This is a genomic window from Massilia sp. Masssp94 (genome assembly GCF_059491305.1).
This window is the reverse complement of sequence record NZ_CP168501.1, coordinates 2147023-2172380: the sequence shown is the minus strand read 5'-3', so window position 1 is coordinate 2172380 and position 25358 is coordinate 2147023. Positions and strand designations below refer to the sequence as shown.

Annotated in this window: 24 protein-coding genes; 13 read left to right on the top strand and 11 right to left on the bottom strand. The window is 67.1% G+C overall.

From position 1 onward, the window contains the following. Nucleotides 1–759 (top strand): DUF3108 domain-containing protein, encoded by a 759-nt coding sequence (locus tag ACEN9G_RS09540; protein ID WP_413345089.1) that lies wholly within the window; start codon nucleotides 1–3, stop codon nucleotides 757–759. Here ACEN9G_RS09540 and ACEN9G_RS09535 read toward each other — a convergent pair. Next, on the bottom strand, nucleotides 749–1387 hold the full coding sequence (locus tag ACEN9G_RS09535; protein ID WP_413345087.1) for a pyridoxamine 5'-phosphate oxidase family protein: 639 nt from the start codon (nucleotides 1385–1387) through the stop codon (nucleotides 749–751). The two genes, ACEN9G_RS09540 and ACEN9G_RS09535, sit on opposite strands and share 11 nt — an antisense overlap. 89 nt (nucleotides 1388–1476) lie before the next feature. Between ACEN9G_RS09535 and pdxR the strand changes: the two genes are divergently transcribed. After that, a complete protein-coding gene (pdxR, locus tag ACEN9G_RS09530; protein ID WP_483126601.1) occupies nucleotides 1477–2934 on the top strand; it encodes a MocR-like pyridoxine biosynthesis transcription factor PdxR in 1458 nt (485 codons plus the stop codon). A 224-nt stretch (nucleotides 2935–3158) separates the two neighbouring features. Further along, nucleotides 3159–3443 carry a hypothetical protein gene (locus ACEN9G_RS09525; protein ID WP_413341109.1) on the top strand — a complete coding sequence of 95 codons (285 nt, stop codon included), beginning with the start codon at nucleotides 3159–3161 and terminating at the stop codon, nucleotides 3441–3443. Nucleotides 3444–3537: 94 nt separating this feature from the next. Here ACEN9G_RS09525 and ACEN9G_RS09520 read toward each other — a convergent pair whose 3' ends face one another. Beyond that, on the bottom strand, nucleotides 3538–3981 hold the full coding sequence (locus ACEN9G_RS09520; RefSeq protein ID WP_413341108.1) for a hypothetical protein: 444 nt from the start codon (nucleotides 3979–3981) through the stop codon (nucleotides 3538–3540). Nucleotides 3982–4230: 249 nt separating this feature from the next. Between ACEN9G_RS09520 and ACEN9G_RS09515 the strand changes: the two genes are divergently transcribed. From ACEN9G_RS09515 to ACEN9G_RS09505, 3 genes are read left to right on the top strand one after another with little or no spacing between them, the layout of a single operon-like run. Then, nucleotides 4231–5616, top strand: coding sequence for a hypothetical protein (locus ACEN9G_RS09515; protein WP_413341106.1), 1386 nt, complete (start codon nucleotides 4231–4233; stop codon nucleotides 5614–5616). Beyond that, nucleotides 5609–6310, top strand: coding sequence for a hypothetical protein (locus ACEN9G_RS09510; RefSeq protein WP_413341104.1), 702 nt, complete (start codon nucleotides 5609–5611; stop codon nucleotides 6308–6310). Before ACEN9G_RS09515 ends, ACEN9G_RS09510 begins: the two co-directional genes overlap by 8 nt. A gap of 9 nt (nucleotides 6311–6319) precedes the next feature. Beyond that, nucleotides 6320–9148, top strand: coding sequence for an ATP-binding protein (locus ACEN9G_RS09505; protein ID WP_413341102.1), 2829 nt, complete (start codon nucleotides 6320–6322; stop codon nucleotides 9146–9148). An 8-nt stretch (nucleotides 9149–9156) separates the two neighbouring features. Here the strand turns inward: ACEN9G_RS09505 and ACEN9G_RS09500 are convergent, their stop codons facing one another. From ACEN9G_RS09500 to ACEN9G_RS09490, 3 genes are all read right to left on the bottom strand, one after another. After that, the gene (locus ACEN9G_RS09500) at nucleotides 9157–10143 is read right to left on the bottom strand and encodes a DUF535 family protein (RefSeq protein ID WP_413341100.1); all 987 of its coding nucleotides are present in this window, start codon (nucleotides 10141–10143) and stop codon (nucleotides 9157–9159) included. Nucleotides 10144–10255: 112 nt separating this feature from the next. Beyond that, complete coding sequence (locus tag ACEN9G_RS09495; RefSeq protein WP_413341098.1) at nucleotides 10256–10768, bottom strand: CcdC protein domain-containing protein; 513 nt, start codon at nucleotides 10766–10768, stop codon at nucleotides 10256–10258. A gap of 10 nt (nucleotides 10769–10778) precedes the next feature. Then, on the bottom strand, nucleotides 10779–11282 hold the full coding sequence (locus ACEN9G_RS09490; protein ID WP_413341097.1) for a CcdC protein domain-containing protein: 504 nt from the start codon (nucleotides 11280–11282) through the stop codon (nucleotides 10779–10781). A 104-nt stretch (nucleotides 11283–11386) separates the two neighbouring features. Between ACEN9G_RS09490 and ACEN9G_RS09485 the strand changes: the two genes are divergently transcribed. After that, the gene (locus ACEN9G_RS09485) at nucleotides 11387–11575 is read left to right on the top strand and encodes a hypothetical protein (protein ID WP_413341096.1); all 189 of its coding nucleotides are present in this window, start codon (nucleotides 11387–11389) and stop codon (nucleotides 11573–11575) included. Here the strand turns inward: ACEN9G_RS09485 and ACEN9G_RS09480 are convergent. Next, nucleotides 11572–12453, bottom strand: a complete 882-nt coding sequence (locus ACEN9G_RS09480) for a LysR family transcriptional regulator (RefSeq protein ID WP_413341094.1) — start codon at nucleotides 12451–12453, stop codon at nucleotides 11572–11574. The two genes, ACEN9G_RS09485 and ACEN9G_RS09480, sit on opposite strands and share 4 nt — an antisense overlap. Nucleotides 12454–12530: 77 nt before the next feature. On the opposite strand from ACEN9G_RS09480, the gene ACEN9G_RS09475 reads away from it, so the two are divergent. The 4 genes from ACEN9G_RS09475 to ACEN9G_RS09460 all read left to right on the top strand — a co-directional run bounded on the left by ACEN9G_RS09475 (nucleotide 12531) and on the right by ACEN9G_RS09460 (nucleotide 14749). Then, the gene (locus ACEN9G_RS09475) at nucleotides 12531–13514 is read left to right on the top strand and encodes a quinone oxidoreductase family protein (RefSeq protein WP_483126600.1); all 984 of its coding nucleotides are present in this window, start codon (nucleotides 12531–12533) and stop codon (nucleotides 13512–13514) included. Nucleotides 13515–13583: 69 nt separating this feature from the next. After that, nucleotides 13584–13907, top strand: a complete 324-nt coding sequence (locus ACEN9G_RS09470; RefSeq protein WP_025511203.1) for an ArsR/SmtB family transcription factor — start codon at nucleotides 13584–13586, stop codon at nucleotides 13905–13907. After that, nucleotides 13904–14317: an SRPBCC family protein gene (locus tag ACEN9G_RS09465; RefSeq protein ID WP_056126802.1), complete on the top strand. Its 414-nt coding sequence runs from the start codon at nucleotides 13904–13906 to the stop codon at nucleotides 14315–14317. Before ACEN9G_RS09470 ends, ACEN9G_RS09465 begins: the two co-directional genes overlap by 4 nt. Nucleotides 14318–14332: 15 nt before the next feature. Then, nucleotides 14333–14749, top strand: coding sequence for a DUF1801 domain-containing protein (locus tag ACEN9G_RS09460; protein WP_413346082.1), 417 nt, complete (start codon nucleotides 14333–14335; stop codon nucleotides 14747–14749). Between the two features lie 90 nt (nucleotides 14750–14839). On the opposite strand, the gene ACEN9G_RS09455 is transcribed toward ACEN9G_RS09460, so the two are convergent. From ACEN9G_RS09455 to ACEN9G_RS09445, 3 genes are all read right to left on the bottom strand, one after another. Further along, the gene (locus tag ACEN9G_RS09455; protein WP_413346176.1) at nucleotides 14840–15979 is read right to left on the bottom strand and encodes an IS4 family transposase; all 1140 of its coding nucleotides are present in this window, start codon (nucleotides 15977–15979) and stop codon (nucleotides 14840–14842) included. A 200-nt stretch (nucleotides 15980–16179) separates the two neighbouring features. After that, nucleotides 16180–20652 carry a translocation/assembly module TamB domain-containing protein gene (locus ACEN9G_RS09450; RefSeq protein WP_483126599.1) on the bottom strand — a complete coding sequence of 1491 codons (4473 nt, stop codon included), beginning with the start codon at nucleotides 20650–20652 and terminating at the stop codon, nucleotides 16180–16182. Beyond that, on the bottom strand, nucleotides 20652–22544 hold the full coding sequence (locus ACEN9G_RS09445; protein ID WP_413342190.1) for an autotransporter assembly complex protein TamA: 1893 nt from the start codon (nucleotides 22542–22544) through the stop codon (nucleotides 20652–20654). The genes ACEN9G_RS09450 and ACEN9G_RS09445 overlap by 1 nt, the downstream gene beginning before the upstream one ends. 94 nt (nucleotides 22545–22638) lie before the next feature. Here ACEN9G_RS09445 and queC point away from each other — a divergent pair, with 94 nt between their 5' ends. Together queC and ACEN9G_RS09435 are read left to right on the top strand one after the other, a co-directional pair. Next, a complete protein-coding gene (gene queC, locus ACEN9G_RS09440) occupies nucleotides 22639–23352 on the top strand; it encodes a 7-cyano-7-deazaguanine synthase QueC (RefSeq protein WP_413342192.1) in 714 nt (237 codons plus the stop codon). A 1-nt stretch (nucleotide 23353) separates the two neighbouring features. Then, a complete protein-coding gene (locus tag ACEN9G_RS09435; protein WP_413342194.1) occupies nucleotides 23354–24097 on the top strand; it encodes a metallophosphoesterase family protein in 744 nt (247 codons plus the stop codon). Here ACEN9G_RS09435 and ACEN9G_RS09430 read toward each other — a convergent pair whose 3' ends face one another. Then, nucleotides 24098–24469 (bottom strand): hypothetical protein, encoded by a 372-nt coding sequence (locus ACEN9G_RS09430; protein ID WP_413342195.1) that lies wholly within the window; start codon nucleotides 24467–24469, stop codon nucleotides 24098–24100. A 145-nt stretch (nucleotides 24470–24614) separates the two neighbouring features. Further along, nucleotides 24615–25307: a FadR/GntR family transcriptional regulator gene (locus ACEN9G_RS09425; RefSeq protein WP_413342197.1), complete on the bottom strand. Its 693-nt coding sequence runs from the start codon at nucleotides 25305–25307 to the stop codon at nucleotides 24615–24617. Nucleotides 25308–25358: the final 51 nt, after the last annotated feature.

Below are 25358 nucleotides of genomic sequence, written 5' to 3'. Positions count from 1 at the left end.
ATGAAAAATGTTTTGAAGACGGCAGGCGCAGGGGCAGTATTGATGACCGTGCTGGGCGGCCAGGCGGTCGCGGCGGAAGAACATCCGGCCATCAAGCGCCCGTTCGACCTGCCGCCGTCGGCCGACCTGACCTATTCCATCGGCGCGCGCCAGCGCGGCTTCAACCTGAGCGGCGATGCGACGCTCACCTGGCGCGCCAACGACAGTAAATATTCCGTCAACGCCGAGTCGCGCGTGGCGCTGCTGGGCAAGCTGACGGAAAACCGCAGCACGGGCATCGTCGACAACTGGGGCCTCGCACCGACGGAGTACTACGACAAGCGCTTCCGCAAGGACCCGACGACGGCCACCTTCGACCGCGACGGCAAGACCATCACCTTCAGCGACGGCGACAAGACGTATCCGATCAAGGGTGGCGAGCAGGACCGCGTGTCCGTCTCGTGGCAACTGGTGGCGGTGGCGCGCGCCGCGAAGGACAAGTTCAAGCCGGGGTCGGAATGGCAGTTCTTCGTCATCGGCCCGCGCGATGCGGACCCGTGGACGTTCCGCGTCGTGGGCCGCGAGAAGGTGCAGGCCGGCGCGTCGCTGGGCGAAGTGGATGCCGTGCACGTGATGCGCGCCCCGCCGCCGGGTTCCAGGGACCAGTCGCTCGACATCTGGCTGGCGCCCGGCCACGAGTGGTATCCGGTCAAGCTGCGCTTCACCGACAACGACCGCGACTACGTCGAGCAGACGCTCGAACGCATCGTCAAGAAGTAGCCCAGTCCTTTACGTAGGCCGGCGCCGCGGCCGCGCAATGCGCGTCCGGCACCGGCGTTCCGCGCGCCTGTGCGAGCGGCAGCACGCCGGCCCACGCGGCGATGTGCATGTCCTCCTCGTCGTCGTTCGGCGGACCCGTACGCACCTTGCACGCGGCTTCGTCCAGTGCAATGCGCATCACGGTCGTCGCCGCGAATTCCTTGTCGTTCCCCGGACGGATCCCTGCCTGCCGGCCCGGCGCCAGGTGCTCCATGAAGTCGGCCAGCGCGTCGCGCTTGGCGGGTTCGCCGACGACCTCGAAGCGACCGTAGACCATCGCGCTGCGGTAATTCATCGAGTGATTGAAGGCGGAGCGCGCGAGCACGAGGCCGTCCACGTGCGTGATCGTCACGCAGCAGTCCTGCTCCGTCAGGCGCTGCAGCATGCGGCTGCCGTTCGACCCGTGGATGTACAGGTAATCGCCGCTGCGCCAGCAGGCGGTGGGGATGCAGTGCGTGCCGTGCGCGTCGGCGAAGGCGATGTGGCAGACGTAGGCGGCATCGACGATGGCGTGCAGCAGGGCGGGGTCGTAGGATGCGTTGCGCGCGATGCGCTTGACCTGGGTGCGGGTGGAGGGAGCGGTATTCATGGCCTCGATGTGGTGAATGGAAGCCGCACTATAATGGTCAAGTTGGCCCCAGCAACAGATCCAGGGGCGCGCTATTTCATGGAGCCACGATGGATTATTCGCTGCTGCTGGACGCCTTCGGCCGCGACCACGCGCATCACGCCTGGCCGCGCCAGCGCCTGCTGCACGAATGCCTGCGCGCCGCGATCCGCGACGGCACGCTGGCCGCCGGCACGCGCCTGCTTGCGACGCGCGCGCTGGCGCAGGAGCTGGGCATCGCCCGCAACACGGTGCTGTACGCGTACGAGCAGCTGGCGTGCGAAGGCTTCGTCATCCCGGACCGGCGCGGCACCGTGGTCGCCGGCATCGCGCCGGCACCGCGCCGGCGCAGCGCCAACGTGCCGCAGGCGGGCCTTGCGCGCCGCGCGCAGGACCTGCGGACCGTGAACGGCACGGCCAGTGTCGCGCTGCCGTTCACGCCCGGCGTGCCCGACCTGCGTGCATTCCCGCTGGCGCAGTGGCGCCGCCTGCTGGACCGCGCATGGAGGGGCCTGTCCGCGGACCAGCTGAACTACGGCGACCCGGCCGGCGAGCCGGCGCTGCGCACGGCGATCGCGGACTACCTGCGCGCGTCGCGCGGCGTCGTGTGCGAGCCGGGCCAGGTCTTCATCACGGACGGCACGCAGGCGAGCCTCGACCTGTGCGCCCACGCGTGCGCGGACGCGGGCGATATCGCCTGGATCGAGAGCCCCGGCTACGGCGGCGCGCTGGCCGCGTTCCGGGGTGCGGGCCTGATCGTCGAGGGCATCGCCGTGGACGGGGAGGGCATGGCGCCGTCTCTTCACGACTGGAGCGCGCGCCGCCCGAAGCTGATCTACACGACGCCGTCGCACCAGTACCCCATCGGCGTGGTGACGTCGGCGGTGCGGCGCCTCGCACTGACCGACGGCGCGCGTGCGGCCGGCGCGCTGATCGTCGAGGACGACTACGACAGCGAATTCCGCCACGAAGGCCCGCCGCTGGCGGCGATGCAGGGTCTCGTGGCGGACGCGCCCGTGCTGTACTGCGGCACGTTCAGCAAGACGATGTTTCCGGCGCTGCGCATCGGGTTCGTCGTCGTGCCGGCCGGGTTGGCGCCGCAACTGGCCGTCATGCGCGCGCAGTCGGCAGCGGCGGGGCGGCCGGCGGAGCAGCTGGCGCTGGCGGAGTTTTTACGCAGCGGGGAGTTCGCGCTGCATTTGCGGCGGATGCGGCGGTTGTATCGGCAGCGCCGGGATGCGCTGGTCGAGGCGCTCGGGCGGCACGTGGGCAGTCACGCGGTCGTCGAAGGGGCTTCGGCCGGGATGCATCTGGCGCTGCGTCTGCCCGCCGATGGCATTGCGGACGTGGAGATCGTGCGGCGCGCGCGGGCGCAGGGAATCGTGGTGAATGCGTTGTCGGCGCATGCGGTGCCCGGTGGGGAGCCGGTCAACGGGCTGCTGCTCGGGTATGCGCAGGTGCCGGTGGAGCGGATGGATGCGCTTGTCGAGCGGCTGGCGGGCCAGGAGGGTACGTTGAAGGGCAAGTAAATATCGGAATCGGGGCTGGTGAAAACGATGATTGTGCACGCAGTTGAAACCGCTAAACTTGTTGAAACCGAAGAGTTTCGGAACTTTTGGGCGCGTCCGCTTCGGGGCCAAAACCGGACGGCGAACACGTATTGAAGACCAGTTTTTACGCCATCTTTACAGTGTCGTGTGTAGAGTCGAAAACAGGCCAGTCAATCAACGCAGCAGCGCGAAGAATCCTAACCATGAACAAGCGATTTCCCACTCGAAAACAAGCATTCGCGATTTTGATTCCCCTCGTCATCACGTCAATCCTGCTCCAGGTTTTTCTGGGCTGGGACTGGAAGGCTTTCTGCTTGAGCTTGCTGATCAATACATTGGCCGCGGGCATCGTGTGGCGCTATCGGACACCAGTCGCTGTAACGTCCGCACAACACCCTCGCGCCGGCGTTTACAGCTTTGTCGCGCGTGCCGGGTTCTGGGTTGTTGTGGCCGTTATTTTATTTTTCGGCTTCAAGCGTTTCCAGTAAGGTCTGCAATGGGGCGATAGCGAAGGTGCAAGCCCGAACGACGCTATCGAACGCGTGTTTCGACTTGTTTAAATTGCAAGAAAGATACCGGCAGTTATTCTTGCGGCCCCGGATCATCCGGATTGTCGTTTTCCCAATGCAGCACGATCTCCTTGGGCGCGCTGCCCACCTTGACGGTCCGTTTGAAGGTCTTGCCCTCCGCCGCCGCGCTGATCCGATACGTGCCCGCCGGCAGTCTGGCAAAGAACATCGGCCCCGTATTCGCCGCGGTCACCAGATTCGCACCCTTGGCATCCGAGATATCGAGCTGGACGTCGGAGCGGTAGGCACCGCTCTGCTTGGTGGCGAAGGTCAGCAGCAGGTTGTAGTCGGCGCGCAGGGCCTTCATGGCGGCCTGCTCTTCCTCGCCGACGCCGCCGTTGACGTAGTTGATGCCGTTCTGCTGCTTCGGGGTGAGTGGCGCCGCCAGGACGGCGGCCGGGGTCAGGCAGGCGGCCAGGAAGGTGGATACAACCGCGGCCGCAAGTGTGCGTTGCATGGCATTCCTCCTCATGAAGATGATGTAAATATCGCAACGTTCATTATCGCGCTGTCGGGATCAGAGGGGCGCGCGCCTGATGTTGTCATGTTGGCAAGTCAAGCGGCGCTTCGATTCCGTTGCATATTCACCAGTTGTGAACCGTACGCGGGCGTTCCGTATTAGTTGCCAAGCCTTAACTGTTATACTGACGCCCCCGCGCCCGTGGTCCAGAAGGCCGCGCGCGACAGCAGACTGGTAAGCCTTACGATGATCGACAACCTGGCAGCAACCGCCGCCGACTCCCAAATCCCGGCGCAAGATGAGCTCGACCCGCTGCAGACGCACTTCCAGGAGGGAGTGGCGCCGGACGAGATCGAGCAGGTATATCACCTCAAGCGTGCGCAGCCCATGCTGCAGGCGTTCACCGCGCTGTTCCACGGCTCGCAGGACGGCGTCATCGTGCGCCTGCTCGTGCTGCGCGAGCTCGCGTCCGACGCGATGGATTCCGCCTTCTCGCGCGCCGACATCAACACGAAGTTCGCCTACCTGATCCCGGAAAGCCTGGAAACGGTGCTGGGCCGCCTGCGTACGCACGGCCTGCTCGCGTGGGACAACCCGGCCGCCGTCTACCGCATCACGCCGCTCGCGCGCAACGTGCTGGCCGCGCTCGACACCTTGCTCGCCCTCGGCAAGCCGGAAGAGGACGAGGCCGAGATGGGCTTCCTGCTGTCGCAGGTGGCCGGTGCGCAGGCCGTCGGCGGCATCACCGTCGACCAGCTGAAGCATTTGCTGGGCCGCCTCGTCGAGCTGCACGAGGAATTCCGCGACGCGATCGCGTCCGGTTCCGAATTCCGCCTGCGCGCGTCGCAGGCGAAGTGGCACATGGCGTGCGACTGGGTCGAGAAGGGCTCCGTGATCCTGCGCGCCATCACGTCCGACGAGCGCGCCGACTCCGCCACGCACCGCGCCGCGCAGGCGATCGGCCGCGCCCAGTCGCAGCTCCTGAACATGCAGGGGATGTTCTCGCGCGCGCTGAACCAGATCGAGCGCCAGCGCGTGCACCTGGGCCAGTCGGGCCTGTCGACGACGGACATCAAGCGCTGGCTGCTGGCGCACGACGACCTCGCCAGCCTGGCCGAGGACGCGATCGACCGCCCGGTCGTCCCGCTGTTCACGACGCCGGCCGAGATGATCGACGTGGCCGAGACGGAACTCATGATGGAACGCGTCGCGCCCATGGCGCCGGGCGGCCTGCCGAACGGCGAGGACGCGGCCATGACGATCAACGACAACCCGGCGATGCAGGCGGAACTGGACGACTGGATCCGCCGCCTTGCCGATTTCGCCAACCTGGACAACTTCCCCATCATGGCGGAGGGGGCACCGAAGAGCGTGCCGATCCAGGAATCGCTGCTGCCGGCCAGCTTTGCCGTCGCATCGTACCGCGCCTCGCTGCTGCCGCTGCTGGGCGATCCGGCCGAGGCCAACCTGCAGGGCCCGACCGCCGAACTGGCGCGCCTGCCGGTGCGCTTCGATTCGGCCGACGAAATGATCCCGCTGGACGACCCGCACATCGCGGCCATCTCGCGCGCGACCCTCTCACTGAATCTCGATCTACCGAGCACCCCGGAAAGCAAGACGCAAGATGAATGACGACGCCCAAATCCTGATCGCGCGACTGCTCACGCACCAGACCCTGCGCCGCGACGACAAGATGGTCAAGCGCGCGCTGTCCGACGACCAGTTCCGCGCCGAGATCGACAAGCGCCTGCTCGAATGCGGCCTGAAGCTTCTCGACAACGTGTACGCGGACCACGTCACGCTGGCCCTGCACCGTAACGTCGAACCGAAGATCTTCGGCGCCAAGGACATCTGGCAGAACAATAACTTCGGCCTCACGCGCGACGGCGTGGCGCTGCTCGTCGTGCTGTGGGCGCAGATCATCCTGCCCAAGCGCCAGCGCCAGGAAACGCACCAGGCCATCGACATCGACCAGTCCGACATGTTCGACAAGGACAACCCGATCCCGCGCGCGGAAGATACGTCGATCGGCATCTCGTACACGACGCTGCTCGCGGACTTCGGCGAGAAGCTGGGCAAGAAGACCCGCATGGACATGAACCTGGGCCTGTTGTCGAAGCTCGGCTTCATCGAGCGCCGCGGCGACGTGATCCTGGAAGGTCCGCTGCTGGACCTCCTGATGGATACCGACGTGCTGAAGGAACGCATCATCAACGGCGCGCTGGCCGACGTGTTCAAGCGCGCACCGGTGGCGGCCGCACCGCGCCGTCACGTCAGCGAAGCCGCGAACGACGAACCGGTCGACACCGAAACGCCACAAGCTTAAGAGGCACGCATGTTCCACATTAAATCCCTCGAGCTGGTCCACTGGGACTACTGGCAGCGCATCAAGAACATCCCGCTCGACGCCAAGATCATCACCATCGCCGGCCAGAACGGCTCCGGCAAGACGACGCTGCTCGACGCGCTGCGCACGCTGTTCGGCCTCGATTGCTCGATGGGCCGGACCTATAAACACTACGCGCGCCATTCGGGCCAGCAGAGTGCCTGGCTGCGCGCCGTCGTCGACAACAAACCGTCCGGCCGCCAGCTGTCGAACCGCCCGTTCCGGCATAGCGGCTTCTTCAGCGACGACGAAGTCACGCTGTTCTGCCAGGTGCAGAAGAACGGCGGCGACTGGAAGCGCCAGTACCTCATGCGGCCGGGGAATATCCAGATCGAGGAAGTGACGGAAGCCACCGACTGGCTCGGCGTCGAGAACTACCGCAAGCGCCTCGCGTCGGCCGGCCTGTCGCCCGCGATGTCGAAGGTGCTCGCGCTGGAGCAGGGCGAGACCGATAAACTGTGCGAATACGCGCCGCGCCAGCTGCTGGACCTCGTGTTCCAGGTGTTCGGCGACAAGGAAGTGCTGGACGCGTACGACGAGGCGAAGCGCCACCAGCGCGACACCGAGTCGGAGCTGAAGCGCTTCGAGGCCGAGCTGGAGACGTCGCGCATCAACCTCGAAGGCCTGCGCCTGCGCGTTGCGAACTACCACCAGTGGGAAGACCTGCAAAAGGAACGCCGCGCCCTCGTCGAGGAAGTGCTGCCGAGCCTGGAATACCACGAAGCGCGCGAAAAGGCCGCGAACGTGAGCCGCGCGCTGCGCGAGGCGAAGAAGCCGCTGATGCAGGCCGACAGCCTGCTGACGGAAAAGCGCAACGCACTCGCCGCCCAGCAGCGCGCGCTGACCGAAGCGCAGCAGCAGGAGGTGAAGCTCGAACAGGAAGCGAACGAACTCGCGACGCGCCTGACGCAGGTGAACGCGAAACTGAAACCGCTGGAAAGCCTGCTCGAACAGAAGGAACGCCTGAACAAGCTGGCGGCGGATGCCGGCGCCGACATCGCGGAAGTCGCGACCCAGCTCGAAGCGAAGGAAGCGGAACTCGCGAAGAAGAAGGCCGAACGCGAAGCGCTGGCCACGAAAATCGCGGGCGAGATGGCGACGATCAGCGCGCTGCAGGGCAAGACGACGATGCCCGAGCCGGAAGCCCAGCGCCAGATGCGCCGCGCGCTGCGCGATGCGGGCATCCCGCACGCCATGCTGTCTGACATCGTCGAAGTGACGGATCCGAAGTGGCAAGGCGCCGTCGAGGGTGTGCTCGGTGGCTACGCGTCCGTCGTGCTGCTGGAGCGCGCGAAGGATGCGTCGGCCGCCTATAAACTGGCGGAGAAGGAGCGCTATCGCCACTTCATCGTGCCGGATTGCGTCGACGCGCCGGTCGTCAAGGACGATACGCTGCTGTCCGTCGTGCGTTTCTCGTCGAAGGCGCCGTCCTGGCTGATCGACCAGCTGGAACGCATCGAGCGCGTGGATTCCGTCGACGACGGTTTCAAGAGTGACGCCGACGAATGGATCACGCCGGACGCGTATCACAGGGAACGGCGCGGCGGCCGCTCGCTGTTCGTCGAGCCGTCGCGCTACCGTTTCGGTGCGGCCGGCAAGACGCAGCGCCTGGAAGCCATCCAGCGCTCGCTGCCGGCGCTGGAAGCGCAGGAAGACACGTTGACGCTCGCGATCAGCAAGCTGGCGGCGGAAGTGTCCGCGCTGCGCGTGCGCATCGCCGGCGTGGACGCCGCGAAGGAGCTGTCGGCGCGCCAGGCCGAATTCGAAGAAGCCACGCGTGCGCTGGAACCGCTGAAGGCCGAGCGCCTGCAGGTGGGGGCGCGCCTGGGCGAGCTGCAGGTCCTGATCAAGAACGCGACCGTCACGCGCACGCGCGCCGACACCGTCTGGCAGAACGCCCGCATGGCGCTGTCGGAAGCGGAAGCGGGCATGCGCCTGAACAACCGCCGCGTGATCGAGCAGCGCAGCGAGCATGCGCGCGAGCTGCTGACGTTGCGCCGCGCGTGGCGCCACGTGCCGAAGTCGTGGCGCAGCGCGCAGCAGCGTGCGGCCCTCGTCGCGACGCACCAGAACGCGCACCAGGTCAAGCTGCGCATGAACTCCCTCGACGCGTCGCTCGCGCGCGCGGACTGGGAACAGGACCCGACCGTCATCGACCAGTACGCGCGCCTGAACGACCAGCTCTCGGGCCGCCAGGTGGAGACGGAAGAACGCCGCTACCAGAACAACCGCGCGATCGAGGCGACGGACAATGCGCGCGGCGCCTACATTGAGCGCCTGCGCTACACGATCAAGACCTATTCGAAGAACATCCGCGAACTGGGCGAGCTGGCGAACATCGACGTCTCGGTCGACCCGGTCCGCCTGGAGAACGACGACGTGCAACTGGCCCAGGCCGGCCTGCACGTGCGCTTCAAGTTCGACGGCAAGGGCCAGATCGGCATGAACGACGGCGAGGCGTCGGGCGGCCAGCAGGTCATGAAATCGCTCGTGCTGCTGATTGGCCTGCTGAAATCGGAAGAGGGTTCCGGCGGCTTCGTGTTCATCGACGAACCGTTCGCCCACCTGGACATCCGCAACATCCAGCTGGTCGGCGAGTTCCTGAAAAACACCGACGCGCAATACCTGATGACGACGCCGCTGACGCACAACACGGACGTCTACGATCCTTCCGACCTCACGCTCATCACGAGCAAGAAGAAGAAGGACACGCAGTGGGCGCAGCCCATCTTCGTGCTGCAGAGACGGCGCGAAGGGGAAGAAGCGCACGCGGCCTGACCGCATTGTCATGATGGCTGCAGCGGCCGGCGTTCCTGGGGACGCCGGCCGTTTTGCTTGTGTGCCTGCGCCGTCAGATGGCGCGACAGCACCTCGCGTGCCGCGTCGCCGATGCCCTGCCAGTACGCGCGTCGCCGCGCCGCGCGCTTGCGGTGCCTGGACGGTATCGCCGCCAGCGGCCTGGCCTCGAACGGCAGGGCGATGCACCACGCGCGGCCCGGCATGTCGGTGCCGCCGAGGCTGCGCCATACGCTGTCATAGGCCGTGGCGAAATGCTTGTCGTCGGACGGCAGCCAGGCGCAGTGCCAGGCCGACTTGACGGCCACCACGTGGCCCATGCCCAGCGCTTGCGCGATGCCCTGCAGGGCGGCGCAGCAGAAAAAGCCGGGCGTCGTGACCAGCGGGGAGTCTGGCGGGAAGGCGCGCCGGAACGCATCGACGGCGTCGGCCTCGTCGGCACGGTACCCCTGGTTGCGGGCGATGAACGGCAGGATGCCGGCCGCGCCGAGCCCGGCCAGGCCGGCGAAGCGCTCGTCGACCCAGCTGAACGACAGGCGGTGGACACGCCTGCCGTTCGCCAGCAGGGTCAGGGTGAGATCGCCTTCCGCGTTCAGGCGCTGCGCCATGCCGAGGCGGATCTCGACCTTGCTGCCGTCCGCCTCGTGCTGCCACAGCACGAGTCCGCCGTCGCGGTAGACGGCGTGCTTGTAGGCGGCGTCGAACGTGGCGTCCTCGAAGCGGTAATGCGTCAGCACGCAGCGCACGCGCTGGCGCAGCGACAATCCCCTGGCGAGATAGTTGCGGTGGCTCAGGTGGTGGAACACGTCGTCGTGCACCTGCGTCACGTAGTTGCGGTAGACGTCCATCGCCAGCAATTCCACGTGGGCACGGCGGAACAGCAGCACGCGCAGGCTGCGCATGATGCAGGCTGCCCAGGACGCGAACGGGTAGTGGCGCCGGGCCAGCCAATGGCGGGTGAGGAGGGAAAAGACCATGCGTGCTCCAGGCAAACGACTGGAGCCACGACACGGTTGTCAATACATCAAATAGCCCCTGCGGCCATTCTCCGTAGGGCTATGCATGACGCATTGGGCTGTATCAAGCGAATCAAGCGTCGCCGATTTCCTTGCGCATGCGCTGGCGCCAGCGCATCAGGGCCGCGGAGAACGTCGCGAAATAGGCGGCCGTCAAGCCCAGGCACAGCATCGTGATGGGGCTGTCCGTGAAGCGCGGGTTCGGGCGGCTGCTGCCCTGGTTCATGTAGATCTCGATGCCGAGGTAGACCACGCGCGCCACCAGCAGCATGGCGACGAGGATGCCCATGCGCGATGGCGGCGTGAAGAAATAGCCTTCGGGCGTGTCTTCGAAGCGGGTGCGGCGCAGGCCGTAGCTGCCCAGCGCGATGCCGCCGATGGCGCCGGCGGCCAGCGCGGCCAGCTGGAACGGGCGGTCGCCGAGTTCCGATGCCGGGATGAGGATCATGACGACGAAGACGAACAGGCCCGTGTAGTGGCGCGACAGGATCGAGCGCTGCCGGGTCATCTGGTGTTTCAGGCGCGAATGAATGCGCCAGATCAGCAGGGGAACGAGGGCGATGAGGGCGAGGGTGGTAAGACTCATGCGTTAAAACTCAAGGTGAGACGGGGGCGGTGCGCTTGCGCCAGGACAGCAGGCCGAACGCATAGCTCATGTAATAGCCGGCCAGTACGCCGAAGATGACGAGGGTCAGCGGGCTCGACACGAACTCGTGGTGGGCAAGCGAGCCCAGCGCGAAAAACTCGTACGCGCGCCAGGCCATGCGGGCCATGAACAGCAGGGCCACCGCGATGCCGATCGGCGCGTGCGGGGTGAAAAAGAAATCGTCGCCGACCTGTTCGAAGCGCGTCCTGCCGATCGCGATGCGGCCCAGCACGGCGCCGACCGGCAGCCCGGCCGCGAGGCCCGCGAGGGCGAACGGGTTCGTCTTGATGCTGACGGCGGTCAGGAGCAGCAGCAGGATCGGGAAGAACACGAGCGTCGTGCGGTGGCGCCACGTCTTCGAACGCTGGCGGGTCGTCAGGCGCTTGATGCGGCTGACCATGCGCCACAGCACGAAGGGCGCGAGCACGGCGGCAACGACGGGAGTCGGCAACATGGGATTCCTCGGAATTTTCTGTCGAATCCGCCATTGTAATCCAGGCGCGCGTCGGCAAACCGCTGCCCATGGTAATGTTTTGGCATCTTTAGCAGGAGCCTCACATGATCCCAGACCTGACCGCGAGGCGGCATACGATCGGGCAGCACGCGCACCGGGCGCCCGATCCCGCGCCGATCGAAGAACCGCCGCCGGACCCGTTCGAGCCCGCCGACCCGCACCAGCCGCCCATCCGCACGCCGCAGAACGACGAGCCGCCGGTCGATCCGAATCCGAGCGTAACGTTCCACTAGGCCAGCAGCGCCGCGTGTTCCTGCAGCAGGTCGGCCAGCAGGTCCGCCATCAACGTCACGCGCGGCGAGCGGCGCACGTCCGGATGCACCGCCAGCCACAGCGGGCGGCTCAGCACGTGGCCGTGGTCCGGGTGCAGCACCAGCAGCGGATCGCCGCGGCCGAGGAAATGCGGCAGCACTGCGACGCCGAGGCCGGCGCGGCACGCGGCCACCATCGCGGCCGCGTCATTGGTCCAGAACGCGTACGCGCGTCCGGCAGCGAATTTCGCGAGCCAGGCCTGCTGCGGCGTGTCCTTCATCGCTTCGCCATACCCGATGAACTCCCATTCGTCGGGCGGACGCTCGAACCAGCCGGGCGCCGCATACAGTCCGTAACCCATCTGCGCCAGCGGTCGCGCGGCCAGTCCCGGCTGCCCGGGACGCGCCATGCGCAGCGCGAGGTCGGCCTCTCTCCGGTACAGGTCGGCCTGGCGGATTTCGCCGATGATTTCCAGCGTGAGCGCGGGCCAGCGCGCGCGCAACGCGCCCAGGTGCGGCACGAGGAAGCTGCTCGCGAACGTGGGCGGCGCGGACAGCCGCACGACGCCGCGCAGGGCGGACGCACCCGCCCCGGCGCGCGCGAAGGCCATCGCTTCGTCTTCCACCCGGCGCGCCTGCGTCAATAATTCCTCGCCTTCCACGGTCAGCGCCCAGTGCTTCGGCAACCGGTCGAACAGGCGCACCCCCAGTCTCGCTTCGAGCATGCCGATGCGGCGCGCGACGGTCGAATGCTCGACGTCCAGCACGCGCGCCGTCGCGCTCAGCTTGCCCTGGCGGGCCAGTTCGACGAAGTAGCGAATGTCGTCCCAGTCGAGTGGTTGACTTATCGATTTTTGCACGGTCAAAGGCGATTTTTTGGGATTTCGGACGATTTTTGATCAATCTACCATGAGGCTCCCATCAACAGGAGAATGACATGGACGAATTGATCGAACACGTGCGCATCCACCGCCAGGGCGGCGCGGACCAACTGGAAACCGGGCGGCTCGCCGTCGCGCCGCCGGCGGCCGGCGAGGTGCGGGTGCGCCAGCTGGCCATCGGCGTGAACTTCCTCGACGTGTATCACCGTAGCGGCACCTATCCGCTGCCGCACCTGCCGGCCACGCCCGGTGTCGAAGGCGCCGGCGTCGTCGAGGCGCTCGGCCCCGGGGTGACCGGCTTCGAACCGGGCCAGCGCGTCGCGTACACGGGACTGCTCGGCGGCTATGCGGCGGTGCGCAATGTGCCGGCCGATCGCCTCGTGGCGGTGCCGGACGCCGTCTCCCTGGATGCCGTCGCCGGCGGCCTGCTGCGCGGCCTGACGGCGCACATGCTGTTCGCGCACGTGCGCCCGCTCCGTCCTGGCGATACGGTCCTCGTGCACGCGGCCGCCGGCGGTCTCGGGCTCGTGCTGACGCAGTGGGCGAGTGCGCTCGGCGCGCGCGTCATCGGCACGGCCGGCAACCGCGACAAGGCCGCGCTGGCGCTCGCGCACGGCGCCGAACGCGTCGTCCTGTACCGCGACGAGGACTTCGTCGCGGCGGCGCGCGAGTTCAGTGGCGGGCGCGGCGTCGACTTCGCGATCGACGGCATCGGCGGCGCGACCCTGCTGCGCACCTTCGACGCCGTGCGTCCCTACGGCATGGCGGCCAGTGTGGGCCAGGCCGGCGGCCGCATGGAACCGGTCGACCTGCTGCAGATCGGCAAACCGCGCGGCATCGCGTTTGCGCGGCCGAGCGTGATGCAGTTCATGACGATCCCCGGCCTGTACCAGGAAGGCGCGCAGGCCACGCTGGCGCGGCTGGCGGCGGGCCTGCGCGTGCCGGTCGGGCTGGACCTGCCGCTGGCGCGCGCGGCCGAGGCGCATGCCGCGCTGGAGGCAGGGCAGACGAGCGGCGCGGTGCTGCTGCGGCCCCGCTAAAAAAGTGCTTGACCAACCAATAACCGGCTGGTTATGATTTGATTCATAGCCAGCCGGTTATTAATTGCCATGACAGACACCCACGATATTCTTTTCCGGACACTCGGCGACCCCACGCGGCGCGCCATCTTCGAATCGCTGTGCCGCGACGGCGAGCAGACGGTCGGGGCCCTCACGGCCCGGGCCGGCATCTCGCAGCCGGCCGTGTCCAAGCACCTGGGGCTCTTGAAGCAGGCGGGGCTCGTGCGCGACCGGCATGAAGGACGCCAGACGCACTACACCGCCCAGCTGCAGGCATTGGCGCCGCTGGCCGACTGGACGAATCAAATGGCCCGGTTCTGGGAGAGCCGGTTCGATGACCTGGAAGACCTCTTGAAAAGGATGGACCAATGAACGATACCTCGCTCCACACGCGCACCGTCACCGTCGAACGCGAATTCGCGCATCCGCCGGAAAAGCTCTGGCGCGCACTCACGCAGCCGCACCTGATCGAAGCGTGGCTCATGAAGAACGATTTCGTGCCCGCCCTGCATCACCGCTTCAAGCTCAGCGCCGACTGGGGCGCCGTCGACTGCGAGGTGCTGGAGATCGAACCGAACCGCTCGCTGTCGTACACGTGGGCCGCGATGGGCCTGGACAGCGTCGTCACCTGGACCCTGACCCCGGCCGGCGCGGGCACGCACCTGAAAATGGAGCAGACCGGCTTCCAGCCCGGCCAGGATGCGGCCTACAATGGTGCGAAGTACGGCTGGAACAAATTCACGGCCGCCCTCGACGAGGTGCTGGCGAAGCTCGACGACTGAACCAAAGGAGGCGACATGAAGCAGGAGAATGCATCCACGGACCTGGCGGCGTCCGCACTGATCGACCGCCGCATCGCCGACCTGGGCGACTGGCGCGGCGCGGCGCTGGCCCGGGTGCGCGCGCTGATCCACGAAGCGGTGCCCGGCGTCGTGGAAGAATGGAAGTGGATGGGGACGCCCGTATGGTCCAGCGGCGGCATTCTCTGCACGGGCGAGTCGTACAAGTCGCACGTGAAGCTGACCTTCCTGAAGGGCGCGTCGCTGGACGACCCGTCCGGCCTGTTCAACTCGAGCCTGGACGGCAACGCCCGACGCGCCATCGACATCCACGAAGGCGACGAGCTGGACCCGGCCGCATTCCGTGCGCTCATCCGCGCCGCGGCGGCGCTCAACGCCGCCAAAGCAAAACCGAAGCGCGCAAAAGTTGCCTGAAACCGGGGTCAGAGCCCGGCTTTTGGAAATGTCGTCCGGGACATTACCTAAATTCGGGCTCTGACCCTGAGCCTTCCCCTCAAATTTTGCTCAGATGTCATAGGTAAGCATCATGGAAGTCAGCTCTGACGATGCGTCGGCAAGCTGACTTCGTGTCAGCTTGGTTGCGTGAGGCTCGATCAGCCAATGGCGTGCCAACGACAGGATTGACAGCGTGGTTGCTGCCTTTTTACGGCTGCCGTATTCAATGCGGTACCCGGCGCACCTGACGGCCAAGCCAATCAACCACAGAGCAAAGCCAAGTAACGCCGCGATGAGCAGTAACGCAGCCAAACGTCGAGGTTTTCGCGTTTGTGCAGTAGTCAGTCCCATACCCCATTGCGCATTCTTGAGATCCCGGAAAGTCTGTTCGATCTGCATGCGGCACCTGTACAAGTCGACCACGGAGTCGGCGCTTAGCCGGGATAGCGATGGTGAGGAAGCCAGCAGCCACGGTTCGCGTTGCGAGGCCTGATTCTTGATACTGTGACGGCTGCGCGCCTTTTTGCCAAAGGCGGTCTTGCGCTGACGCCCCTTGCGCGGCTGCTTAATGAGCACGAGACGGCACGCCACTGGATTGGAGCGGACATAAAGAAAATCTCCCAGGTCGCGTGCCTTTCCCTTGGTGTCGGCATAAAGCTGTTTGCATCTGCGCCAAGTACATGAGCCGCTCTTTTTCACCATGTCGCGGTTGCGGATGCGGCCGACCCACGCATAGCCAAGCTCATTCAGCATCTTGAACCATGTGGCCCGAAAACCTGCGTCGCTAATGATGATGGGCTGGCACCCAGGCGGAAGCACCGAGCGCAAATTCTTCATGAAAGCCCGGTGAACCGAAGCGGCGCCATACAGCTCGGTCGGATGCACTTCCTCGTAGATGACCAAGGCTCGTCCACGAACGATCAATGCGGCACGCAGAACGTGCTGGCTTACGTCATTCAGCAAATTGGACCAGTCGACGATGATGCAAACACGCACCTGCTCGTGCAAGGCGCGTCGGGCCAGCGCTCGATACGCTAACAGGCGCTCAGAAGCTAGTTGCGGATTACTCAGCAATCGATCGCAGCGCTTTATGCGATGACGCAAACTAGTCTGGCCAGTGATCGCCTTGCCCATCTTCACCACACCGAGACCGCCACGGGCCGCAGCATCAGTCATCGCCGCCAAACACTCGCGTCGCTTGGCGTGCATGGATGGGCACTGCGCTTGAAGTAACTCCTGTATGATCCGCTGTGCATGCATGGCCTGTTCCCCTTTGTTCGCAGTTGGTAGCTACGAACGAAAGGGCTAACACAGCCATGCATGCGCCGTTTTTGGGATTGAAAGTTAACAGCTTCCCAAGCTGTTTACAACAAAAATTTGAGGGGAAGGCTCAGGCTCTGACCCCGGTGTTAGTCGAACGCCCAGGAGTACAGCACGTCCAGCGCCGTGTTGGTCCCGGTCTGCAGCTGCAGGGTGATGCGCGGGTTGATCTTGTAGCGCACCCGCACGACGCTCGATGCGGTCGCGGCGCCCTGTTCGAAGCTCAGGTACAGGCGCGACGAGATGCGCTTGCCGACCGTGACCACCGTGTTTTCCAGGCCGGACGCCTGGCCCGCGCCCTGGCGCACGCCCAGTTCGTCCACGCCCAGCGAGTTCGCCAGCTTGCTCGTGATGCCGCCCGTGCCGCCTTTTCCGCCCAGCAGGGCGCCGGCGGCGGCGCTCAGCACGTCGGCCTCGCTGCCCGTCGTCGCTTCCATGCCGTGGCCCAGCACGAGCCACGACAGTTTGTCGCTGTCGGACACGTTCGGCGTCGACACGAGCTTCGCCGTCGGCGCCAGCGCCGTGCCGCGCACCTGCACGCCCGCTTCCACGTTCGTCTCGCTCAGCTGTTCCCCGTCGGGACGCTTGCGCACGGCGAGGATGTCCAGCGACGGGTTGTCGTACGGGCCGCTGAACGTGATCACGCCGCGCTCGATCGCCAGGCGCTGGCCGTAAGCGGCATACGTGCCGTTGGCGGTGCGCACGGTGCCGTTGACGCGGGGCGGGCGGTCGCCCACCTTCAGCACGTGCACGCTGCCGGCCAGGTAGGCGTCGGCGCCCATGCCGCGCAGGTGGAAGTCGTCGCCCAGGTCGGCCGTCAGGTCGATCGTCAGCGGTACCGCGCCTTCCTTCTTCGCCGTCGTCGGTGCCGCATTGCCGCGGCCCAGGACGATGACGTCGTCCGAGATCGTCGGCCGGTCCTGCGGCGCCAGTTCGACGAGCGCGCGGTCGGCCTTGAAGCTGCCTTCGACCCGGAACTGGTGCGCGTCGCGCACGACGCTGGCCTGGCCGCTGAGGACGACGGTGCGGTCCGGGCGCGACAGCGCTTCCAGCTTGTCCGCGACGAGTTTCAGGTTCATCGTCGCTGCGCCGCCGGCAAAGCGCACGAAGCCGTCCGCCGTCGCGCGGCCGCTGTTGCCTTCCAGGGTCAGGCGCTGCAGCTGCAGCTGGTCGCCCGCGAGTTGCGCGCGCAGCTGGCCGTTGCGCAGGCGGACGCCCTGGTCCGGCCAACGCACGGCGAGGCCGTCGCCTTCGATATTGCCGTTCAGGGTCGGCGCGCCGACGGTGCCCGTGCCGTTGATCGCGAGGCGCAGCGCGCCGTCCACTTCCAGGCCCGGCTGGCCGAGCAGCGGCGATACCCACGACAGCGACGCGAGGCTCGCATTGGCCGTCAGTTTCAAGGGGCTGTCGTTGTCGACGCGGCCCTGCAGCAACTGCGCGGTGGCGTCCACATTGGCCGTGCCGATGCGCGTGCCGTCCAGCGCGAACTGGCTGCGCAGCGCGCCGCCGGCGACGTCCGCGCGCAGGTCCAGTTGGCGCAGGCCCAGCGCGATCGGCGAGATGTCGCCCGCGATCAAATCTCCCTTTTCGCGGAACACGTGCACGCTGCCCGCGAGCTGCGGCACGGCGCCGGCCGCGGTGGGCGCGCGCAGGTCGATCGCCCATTGCGCGCCGAGCGTCAGGTCGCCGCGCACGTTCTGGCGCATCGCGTCCGACGCCTGCGCCAGATAGTTCATCGGCACCCCGGTGGCGCTGCCGCGCGTGTTCCAGCGCGGGCCGATCTTGGCCAGCGAGTCGATCGTGACGGAGCCCGCCGGCAGCCGGATCGTCGCGCCGCTGAGCGCGATCTGCTCCGGTTTAGCGAGGCCCGCGAGGCCGCTGCCGGGCGCACCGGCGATGCGCAGCGGCGTGGGCGCGGCCAGCGTCATGGCGTAGCGCCCGCTGTTCTTCAGCGCGTCGACCGTGCCGTTCCACGTATTGCCCGTCAGGCCGCCGCGCACGGCCAGCGCGGCGTCGAAGCTGTCGCCCCGGGCGGCGGCGGAAATCGTGTGCGCGCCGCGCGTACCCGTCGACGTCAGGCGCGCGGAAGCGATCTTCGTTTCGCTGACGTTGCCCAGCTTGTCCGTCGTCGTGCTCGCGTAATCCGTCACCGACACGTCGAGCGCGAGCGGATCGGCGGCACCGCGGCCCGCGCCCAGGTTCGCCGTGGCCTTCAGTGCCTTGACCGACTGCGTGCCCATCGCGCGGATGTTCTGGCCCTCGATGGCGGCCGTCAGCGACGGCGTGTCCATCGTGCCGGACAAGGTGCCGGACCCGCGCAGCGCGCCGCCGAAGTCCGGGCCCAGCGCGGCCAGCTGCGGCGCGTCGATGCGCCAGTTCAGCGTATCGCGCCCGCTGCCGAACGCGCCCTTCGCGGCGACGACGTTGCCGCCCAGGTGCAGGTCGACGTCGGCGTTCGACACATGGCGCTTGTCTGCCGCAAGCCTGGCGTGGCCCCACAGCGGCGATTTCGACAAGGTGGAATCCTGCAGCGCCAGGTCGACGGCGCCGCCCATGTTCGCGCCCGTGCGGCCGCTGGCGGTAAAACCGCCGTTGATGCTGCCGGCCAGCGGCGAGCCGAAGGCGGCCGGGTTCAGGCGCTGCATGTCGCCCTTGGCCGTGACTTCGACGCTGCGCGCGCCTTCTTTCCCGGACAGCCAGGCCTCGCCGCTCGCATGGACGGAGCCGTTGTCGTTTTTCCGTTCGCGCGGCACCCAGCCCAGGTTGCGCGCATCGACCTCGAACGTCGTGCGCGGCGCGGCCATCGTGCCGGTGACGACGCCGCTCGCGAGCACGGCGCCATACAGGTCGCTGCGCAGGGCGGACAGCTGCCTGCCGTCGACCTTCCACGTCAGCCGTTCTCCCGGCTTGCCGAACGCACCGCGCAAGTCGACCGTGTTCTGGCCCAGCGCCAGCGCCGCATCGACGTCGTGCACGTGCGTGGCATCCGCATCGAGCTTGCCGCGGCCGGACAGCGGCTGGTCGAACAGCCGGCTCGGACGCACGGCGAAATCGGCCGCGACCTTCCACTGCGGGGCGAGCGCGCCGGCCGCGTTGATCTCGGCATTGATGTCCGCCTGCGGGAACTTGCCGAAGTCGGCCGGGTTGAAGCGGCTCACCACCGCATTCGCCTTGAACGGCTTGCTGTCCTTGAGGTTCGCATTGCCCGTCACGCGCACGCTGCTCTTGCCCGCGGACAGGCGCGCGTCGCGCACGGTGAGCACGTTGTCGGCCAGCGCGGCCTGGGCGGCGAGGCGCAGGCCCGCGTCCGACAGGTTGACGTCCAGCGTCTGCGTGTCCTTCGTGTTGGCGACCTTGATATCGCCCGCGATCTGCGTCGGCTTCATGCTGCCGTAGACGTCGTGCAGGTCGAAGCGGTCCGTGTGCAGTGCGAATTCGGCCGTGCCGAGGCCTTGTTCGTCCGGACCGCGCTGCACGCTGCCACTGCCCGTGAAACGGCCGGCGCTGCCCACGTCGATCAGCACGTCGGTGATGCGCATCGACGTCAGGCTGCCACCCAGCTGGCCGCGCATCGCCCGCAGTGGCAGGCGTTGCTGGTCGAGCGTGCCGACGGCGCCGTCGTTCGTCAGGTTCACGGTGCCGGCGATGTTGCGGTTCGGGTCGAGCCGGACCGCCACGGCCAGGTTCAGGTCCGCGCTCGGCAGCGTCGGGCTGAAGAACCCGGGGTCGATGTTGTGCGCGTCGAGCGTGAACGCCTGCAGCGGGATGTCCGCGAACGGAGACATCACGATCTGCGCCTTGCCCTGTGCGCGCGCGGCCTGGCCGGTGGCGTCGATGACGGTCTTCTGCAGGTCGCCCGACGCGTGCAGTTTCAGCTGCGCGCCCAGGCTCGGCGGCGCCTCGGTCTGCGCCGGCGCCGCCGGCTGCGACTGCGTCAGGCTTGCATCCGCATCGAGTTTATACGGCAGCGTGTTCGCGATGCTGCCCTTGGCCGCGACCTGGCCCCACGGCGTGTTCGCGGACGCGTAGTCGAGCTTCCACTGCGCCTTGTCGCCGTGCACGCGCACGCGGATGTCGTCGATTTCCGTCGTCGCGCCCTTGTTCACGAAGATGGCTTTCGCCAGGCGCGCATCTTCCACCGCGATCTTGAAGGGCGGCGCGAGGCGCGTGGGCATCGTCGTCGGTTCCGTCGATTCCTTCAGCGTTTCCACGCGTACCACGCGCGCGTACAGCTTGTCGATCTCCACGCCGCGCGACAGGTATTGCCAGGGCTTCCAGTCGATGTCGATGTCGTCCGCGGTCGTCACGGACGTCTCGCTGCGGAACACGACGTGGCCGATGTGCATGTGGCCGTACAGCGAACCGGAGACGCCGGACAGGGTCAGCTTGCCGCCGCTCGCGTTGGCGACGCGCTGGGCGATCATTTGCAGGGTGGTCTCGCGGCCCAGGTACCAGACGGCGCCGCCCAGCACGACGCCGACGACGACCACGCCGATGCCGACGCGGCGCGGCCAGCGGCGCACTGGCGCCGGGGTTTGGGGCGTTTGTTGATCGGCTTCCATCAGAACGTGAATCCCAGTGAGAAATGCAGGCGGACTTTATGGACCGCCTTGCCGTAGGCGACGTCGACGTTGATCGGGCCGACGGGGCTGCGCCAGCGCGCGCCGACGCCGTAGCCGACCTTCGGTTTCAGGTCATGAAAATTGTCGCCCGCGTTGCCGACGTCGTAGAACACGGCCGCGCCCCACGGCGGCTTGAACCAGTAATCGTATTCGGCGCTGCCGGTGAGCAGGTAGCGGCCGCCCGTGATGGCGGACCCGACCGGCACGCCCAGCTGCTGGTAGCCGTAGCCGCGCACGGACTGGTCGCCGCCGGCGCGGAACAGGAATGTCGACGGCACGCCGTTCTTGTCCTTCGAGCCGACCGCGCCGAATTCGCCGCGCATGATCAGCGTCCCGGACTCGCCGACGGGCTTGTAGACGAGGCCGCGTGTGTAGATGCGCACGAATTTCTCGTCCGTCAGCACGGGCAGGAAGGCGCCGCCGACCTGCGCGTTGACGATATAGCCGCGCGACGGCTGCACGAGGCTGTCCAGCTTCCGCCTGGTGATCGAGAACGTCAGCGGCACGCTTTTTACACGCGTGGTCGGCAGGTCGTCGATGGTCACCTGTTCCGTCAGCGCTTCCAGCGTGAGCGTCTTTTCCAGCAGCGGCGAGCCCCACGCGCGCTTGGCGTGGATGCTCGTCGTGCGCGTGATCTGGCCGTTGGCGTCGAGGCGGTCGTAGCCGGCGCCGAAGCTGTTGTTGTAGCCGCCCGTCGTCGTCGGCAGGTAGAACTCGGCCTTCGCGGCCTGGTGCTTCTGTTCGTACAGCACGTTGCTCTTCATGCGCTTGCCGAACACGTTCAGGTCGTCGTACTCGGCCTGCGTGCGGGCGCCCGTGTTGGTCGAGAAACCGACGCCGAGCGCCACGTTCTTGCGCTTGTTCTCGGTGACGCGCACAAGGACGGGCAACGTCGCGGGCAAGGTCGCGGGCCCGGACGGCGGCTGCGGCGTCGCGCCCTCGTTTTCCTTGAGGTCCCGCACTTGCGACGCGATCACGGACGACATGTCGGCGCTCACTTCCACGCTGGCGAAATAACTCGTGTCCTGCAGGCGGCCCTGCAGCGCCTGCAGCACAGCCTCGTTGTATTCGTCGCCGGGGCGGATCGTGTTCAGGTTCGTGATCACGCTGGCCGGATAGCGCTGCAGGCCCTCGATCTTGAGTCCGCCGAAGCGGGCGTCCGGGCCGCTGTCGATGACCACCTTCAGCAGTGCGCGGTGCGTGTCCGGATCGACGGTGGCGGAAGAATCGAGCAGTTGCGCGCGCGGGAAGCGCGATTGCGCCACCTGGCGCACGAGGCCGCGCTTGGCCGCTTCCCAGTCCGCCGTGCGGAAGCGCGCGCCGACGGGCAGAGTCCAGCGGTTACGGAGGGCGGCCGCGTCGATCGGGGCGCTGCCCTTGTCGAACGGGACGAAGCCGCGCAACTCGATGTCGACGTCGCCCACGACGACCGGCTCGCCCGGTTCGACGTCGACGAGCGCGCGCGGCTTGGCGCCCGACGTGTCGAGGTCGGCGGACACCTTCGGCGTGTAATAGCCTTCGGTGGCGACGAGGGTCTTGATCTGCTCGGGCGTCGTGCGTACGAGGCGCAGCAGCTGCTCCATGTCGAGGCGCGGGTTGCCGCGCCAGCGCATCAGGTCGAGGTTGTTTTCCAGCAGGTCGCGCAGCTGGCGCGGCGCGTCGATGCGCACGTCGTAGTCGATGGCTCGAGAGGGTGCTTCGGGGGGAGGTTGATCCTGCGCGGCCGCGACCGGGACGACACACAGCGCGTTCACGGCCAGCACGATTTGTGCCAAAATTCGTGGTCGCGCCGGCGCCATCGCCGTGCATGGGTCGGGTCGTGCGGAAATCATGTCGCTCCATTCGTCAATTTGCCGGGCACATCTTAACTGATTGTCAAATAAGATGGCGGACGACTCAGCGACGACGTCATTACAGGAACCCATCATGCACCAACCCGATACCGCCCTCGTCCTGTTCAGCGGAGGACAGGATTCCACCACCTGTCTCGCGTGGGCGCTGCAACGCTACGAGCACGTGGAAACCATCGGCTTCGACTACGGCCAGCGCCATGCGATCGAACTCGACGTGCGCGCGCCCGTGCTCGCGAAGATGCGCGCGCTGTCGGCCACCTGGGACCAGCGCCTGGGCGAGGATCACCTGATCGACCTGTCGCTGATCTCGCGCATTTCCGACACGGCGCTGACCAGCAACGTCGAGATCCAGATGCAGGCCAACGGCTTGCCGAACACCTTCGTTCCCGGCCGCAACCTGCTGTTCATGACGGTGGCGGCGACCGTGGCGTACCGCCGCGGCCTGACTGTGCTCGTGGGCGGGATGTGCGAGACGGATTTCTCCGGCTACCCGGACTGTCGCGACGACACGATGAAGGCGCTGCAGGTCGCGCTGAACCTGGGCATGGCCACGCGCCTGAAGGTCGAGACGCCGCTGATGTGGATCGACAAGAAGCAGACGTGGCAACTGGCGGAGCAGTGCGGCGGCGAGGCGCTCGTCGACCTGATCCGCTTCGACACCCACACCTGCTACCTGGGCGAACGGGGCGCCGCGCACGCGTGGGGCCATGGCTGCGGCAAGTGCCCGGCGTGCGAGCTGCGTGCACGCGGCTACGAGCAGTACGCGCGGGAGCGCCTGGGTAGCTGACATGCGCCTCGCGCTGCTGACCGACCTGCACGCGAACCGCGAAGCCGTCGAGGCCTGCCTCGCGCACGCGGAACGCCAGCACGTCGACCAATATGCGTTCACGGGCGACTTCGTCGGCTACGGCGCCGATCCGGCCTGGGTCGTGCGCACCGTGATGGAGTACGTTGAGCGGGGCGCCGTCGCGGTGCAGGGCAATCACGATGTTGCCGTCACGCGGCCGTTGAATCCGCGCATGCATGCGGAAGCGCGCGAAGTCATCGCCTGGACGGGCGGCCAGCTGGAAGCCGGGCAGCTGGCGTTCCTGGCCGCGCTGCCCCTCGTCCAACGGCACGGGAACGCGTGCTTCGTGCATGCGAGCGCGCATGCGCCCGAGCGGTGGGAATACGTGACTGGGATCGAGGAGGCCGAACGCAGCATCCGCGCCAGCGGCAGCCGCATCGTGTTTTCCGGCCACGTGCATGCGCCCGCGCTGTACCGCCGCGCCGACGATGGCCGCATGGGCCGCCACGTGCCGCAGGCCGGGGAGGTGATCCCGCTGCAGCCGCAGCACCAGTACCTCGTGCTCCCCGGCGCCGTGGGCCAGCCGCGCGACCAGAACAACGCGGCGTGCTATGCGTTGTTCGACGATGTCGCGCGTGAAATCCAGTATTTCAGGGTGCCGTACGACCACGGCGCGGCCGCGCGGAAGGTGATCGCGGCCGGGTTGCCGATCGTGTTCGCGATGAGATTAATCGAAGGGATCTGATTACACCGCCTGCTGCATGATGCGGTGCTTGCGCGAGCGGCTCACGAAGAACCACACGATCGCCAGCGGCACCAGCAGCGGCAGCAGCAGCGGCGAAATCAGCAGGGCCAGCACGCAGGCACCCAGGGCCAGGCCGCCGATGACCAGGACGCCCACGCCGGCGAACACCACGGCGAGCACGGCGCCCACGAACAGCATGATCAATCCGGCCAGCAGCATGCCGCCGCCCGCGAAGACCGTCGCCAGCACGGCGCCCAGCGGCCCGCCGATGTCCTCGTCGCCGATCGTGACGACGCTGTCGCCGAACGTGAAGACGTTCCAGACGAGCAGGGCGAACAGGAACAGGATGATGATGGCGGCGGTCTTTTTCATGATGGGTCCTCGGGGTGTCGTTGATCGGATGGTCGTACTGTATCCATACGTCCCGATGCGCTCCATCTGACTGCGACAAACTGCATTTTTCGGGGGGCGGAGCGTTGCAAAGGCGGACGAACGGCGCTGGCCCAACCAGCGTCGGCTATCCCTCGTCCGCGTCGAACCGGCTGCGCACGTAGTCGATGTGCGTCTGCATCGCCGTGCGCGCTTCTTCCGGGCGCCGCGCGCAGATCGCGTCGCAGATCGTGCGGTGCTGCAGCGCCAGGATTTCCGACACCGATTGATTCAGCTCGCGCAAGCCGTCGACGTTGCGGATGATGTGCTCGCGCATCATCTTCGTGACGCTGCTGTGCAGGTGCAGGAACATGCTATTGCCCGAGGCCTGGGCGATCGCCTCGTGCAGTTCGACGTCGATGCGCGATTCGGCGGCATGGTTGCTGTCCCGGCGCGCCTGGTCGAGCCGCGCCATCGCGCCGCGGATGCGTTCCAGGTCGTCGTCCGTGCCGCGCAGGGCGGCGAAATAGGCGGTGGCGCCTTCCAGCACGCGCCGGAATTCCAGGATGTCTTCGCGCCGCGCGGGGCTGTCGGCGATCAGCTGGCCCCACGGCGACGTCGCGCCCGTGCGCAACTGGTCCGACACGAACACCCCGCTGCGCGGGCGGATGCGCACGAGCCCGCGCGCCCCCAGTTGCTGGATCGCCTCGCGCACCGTGTTGCGCGATACCCCGTAACGTTCGGCCAGCTCGCGCTCCGACGGCAGCTTCGAGTTGGCCGGGAAAGTGCCTTCAAGCAATGCCTCTTCAAGTTTGCTGGTGACCGACTTGACTTGTCCCACGACTTCTCCTGCTCTGGCCCAACCAGTTTGTGATGCCCTGAGAATACTGGA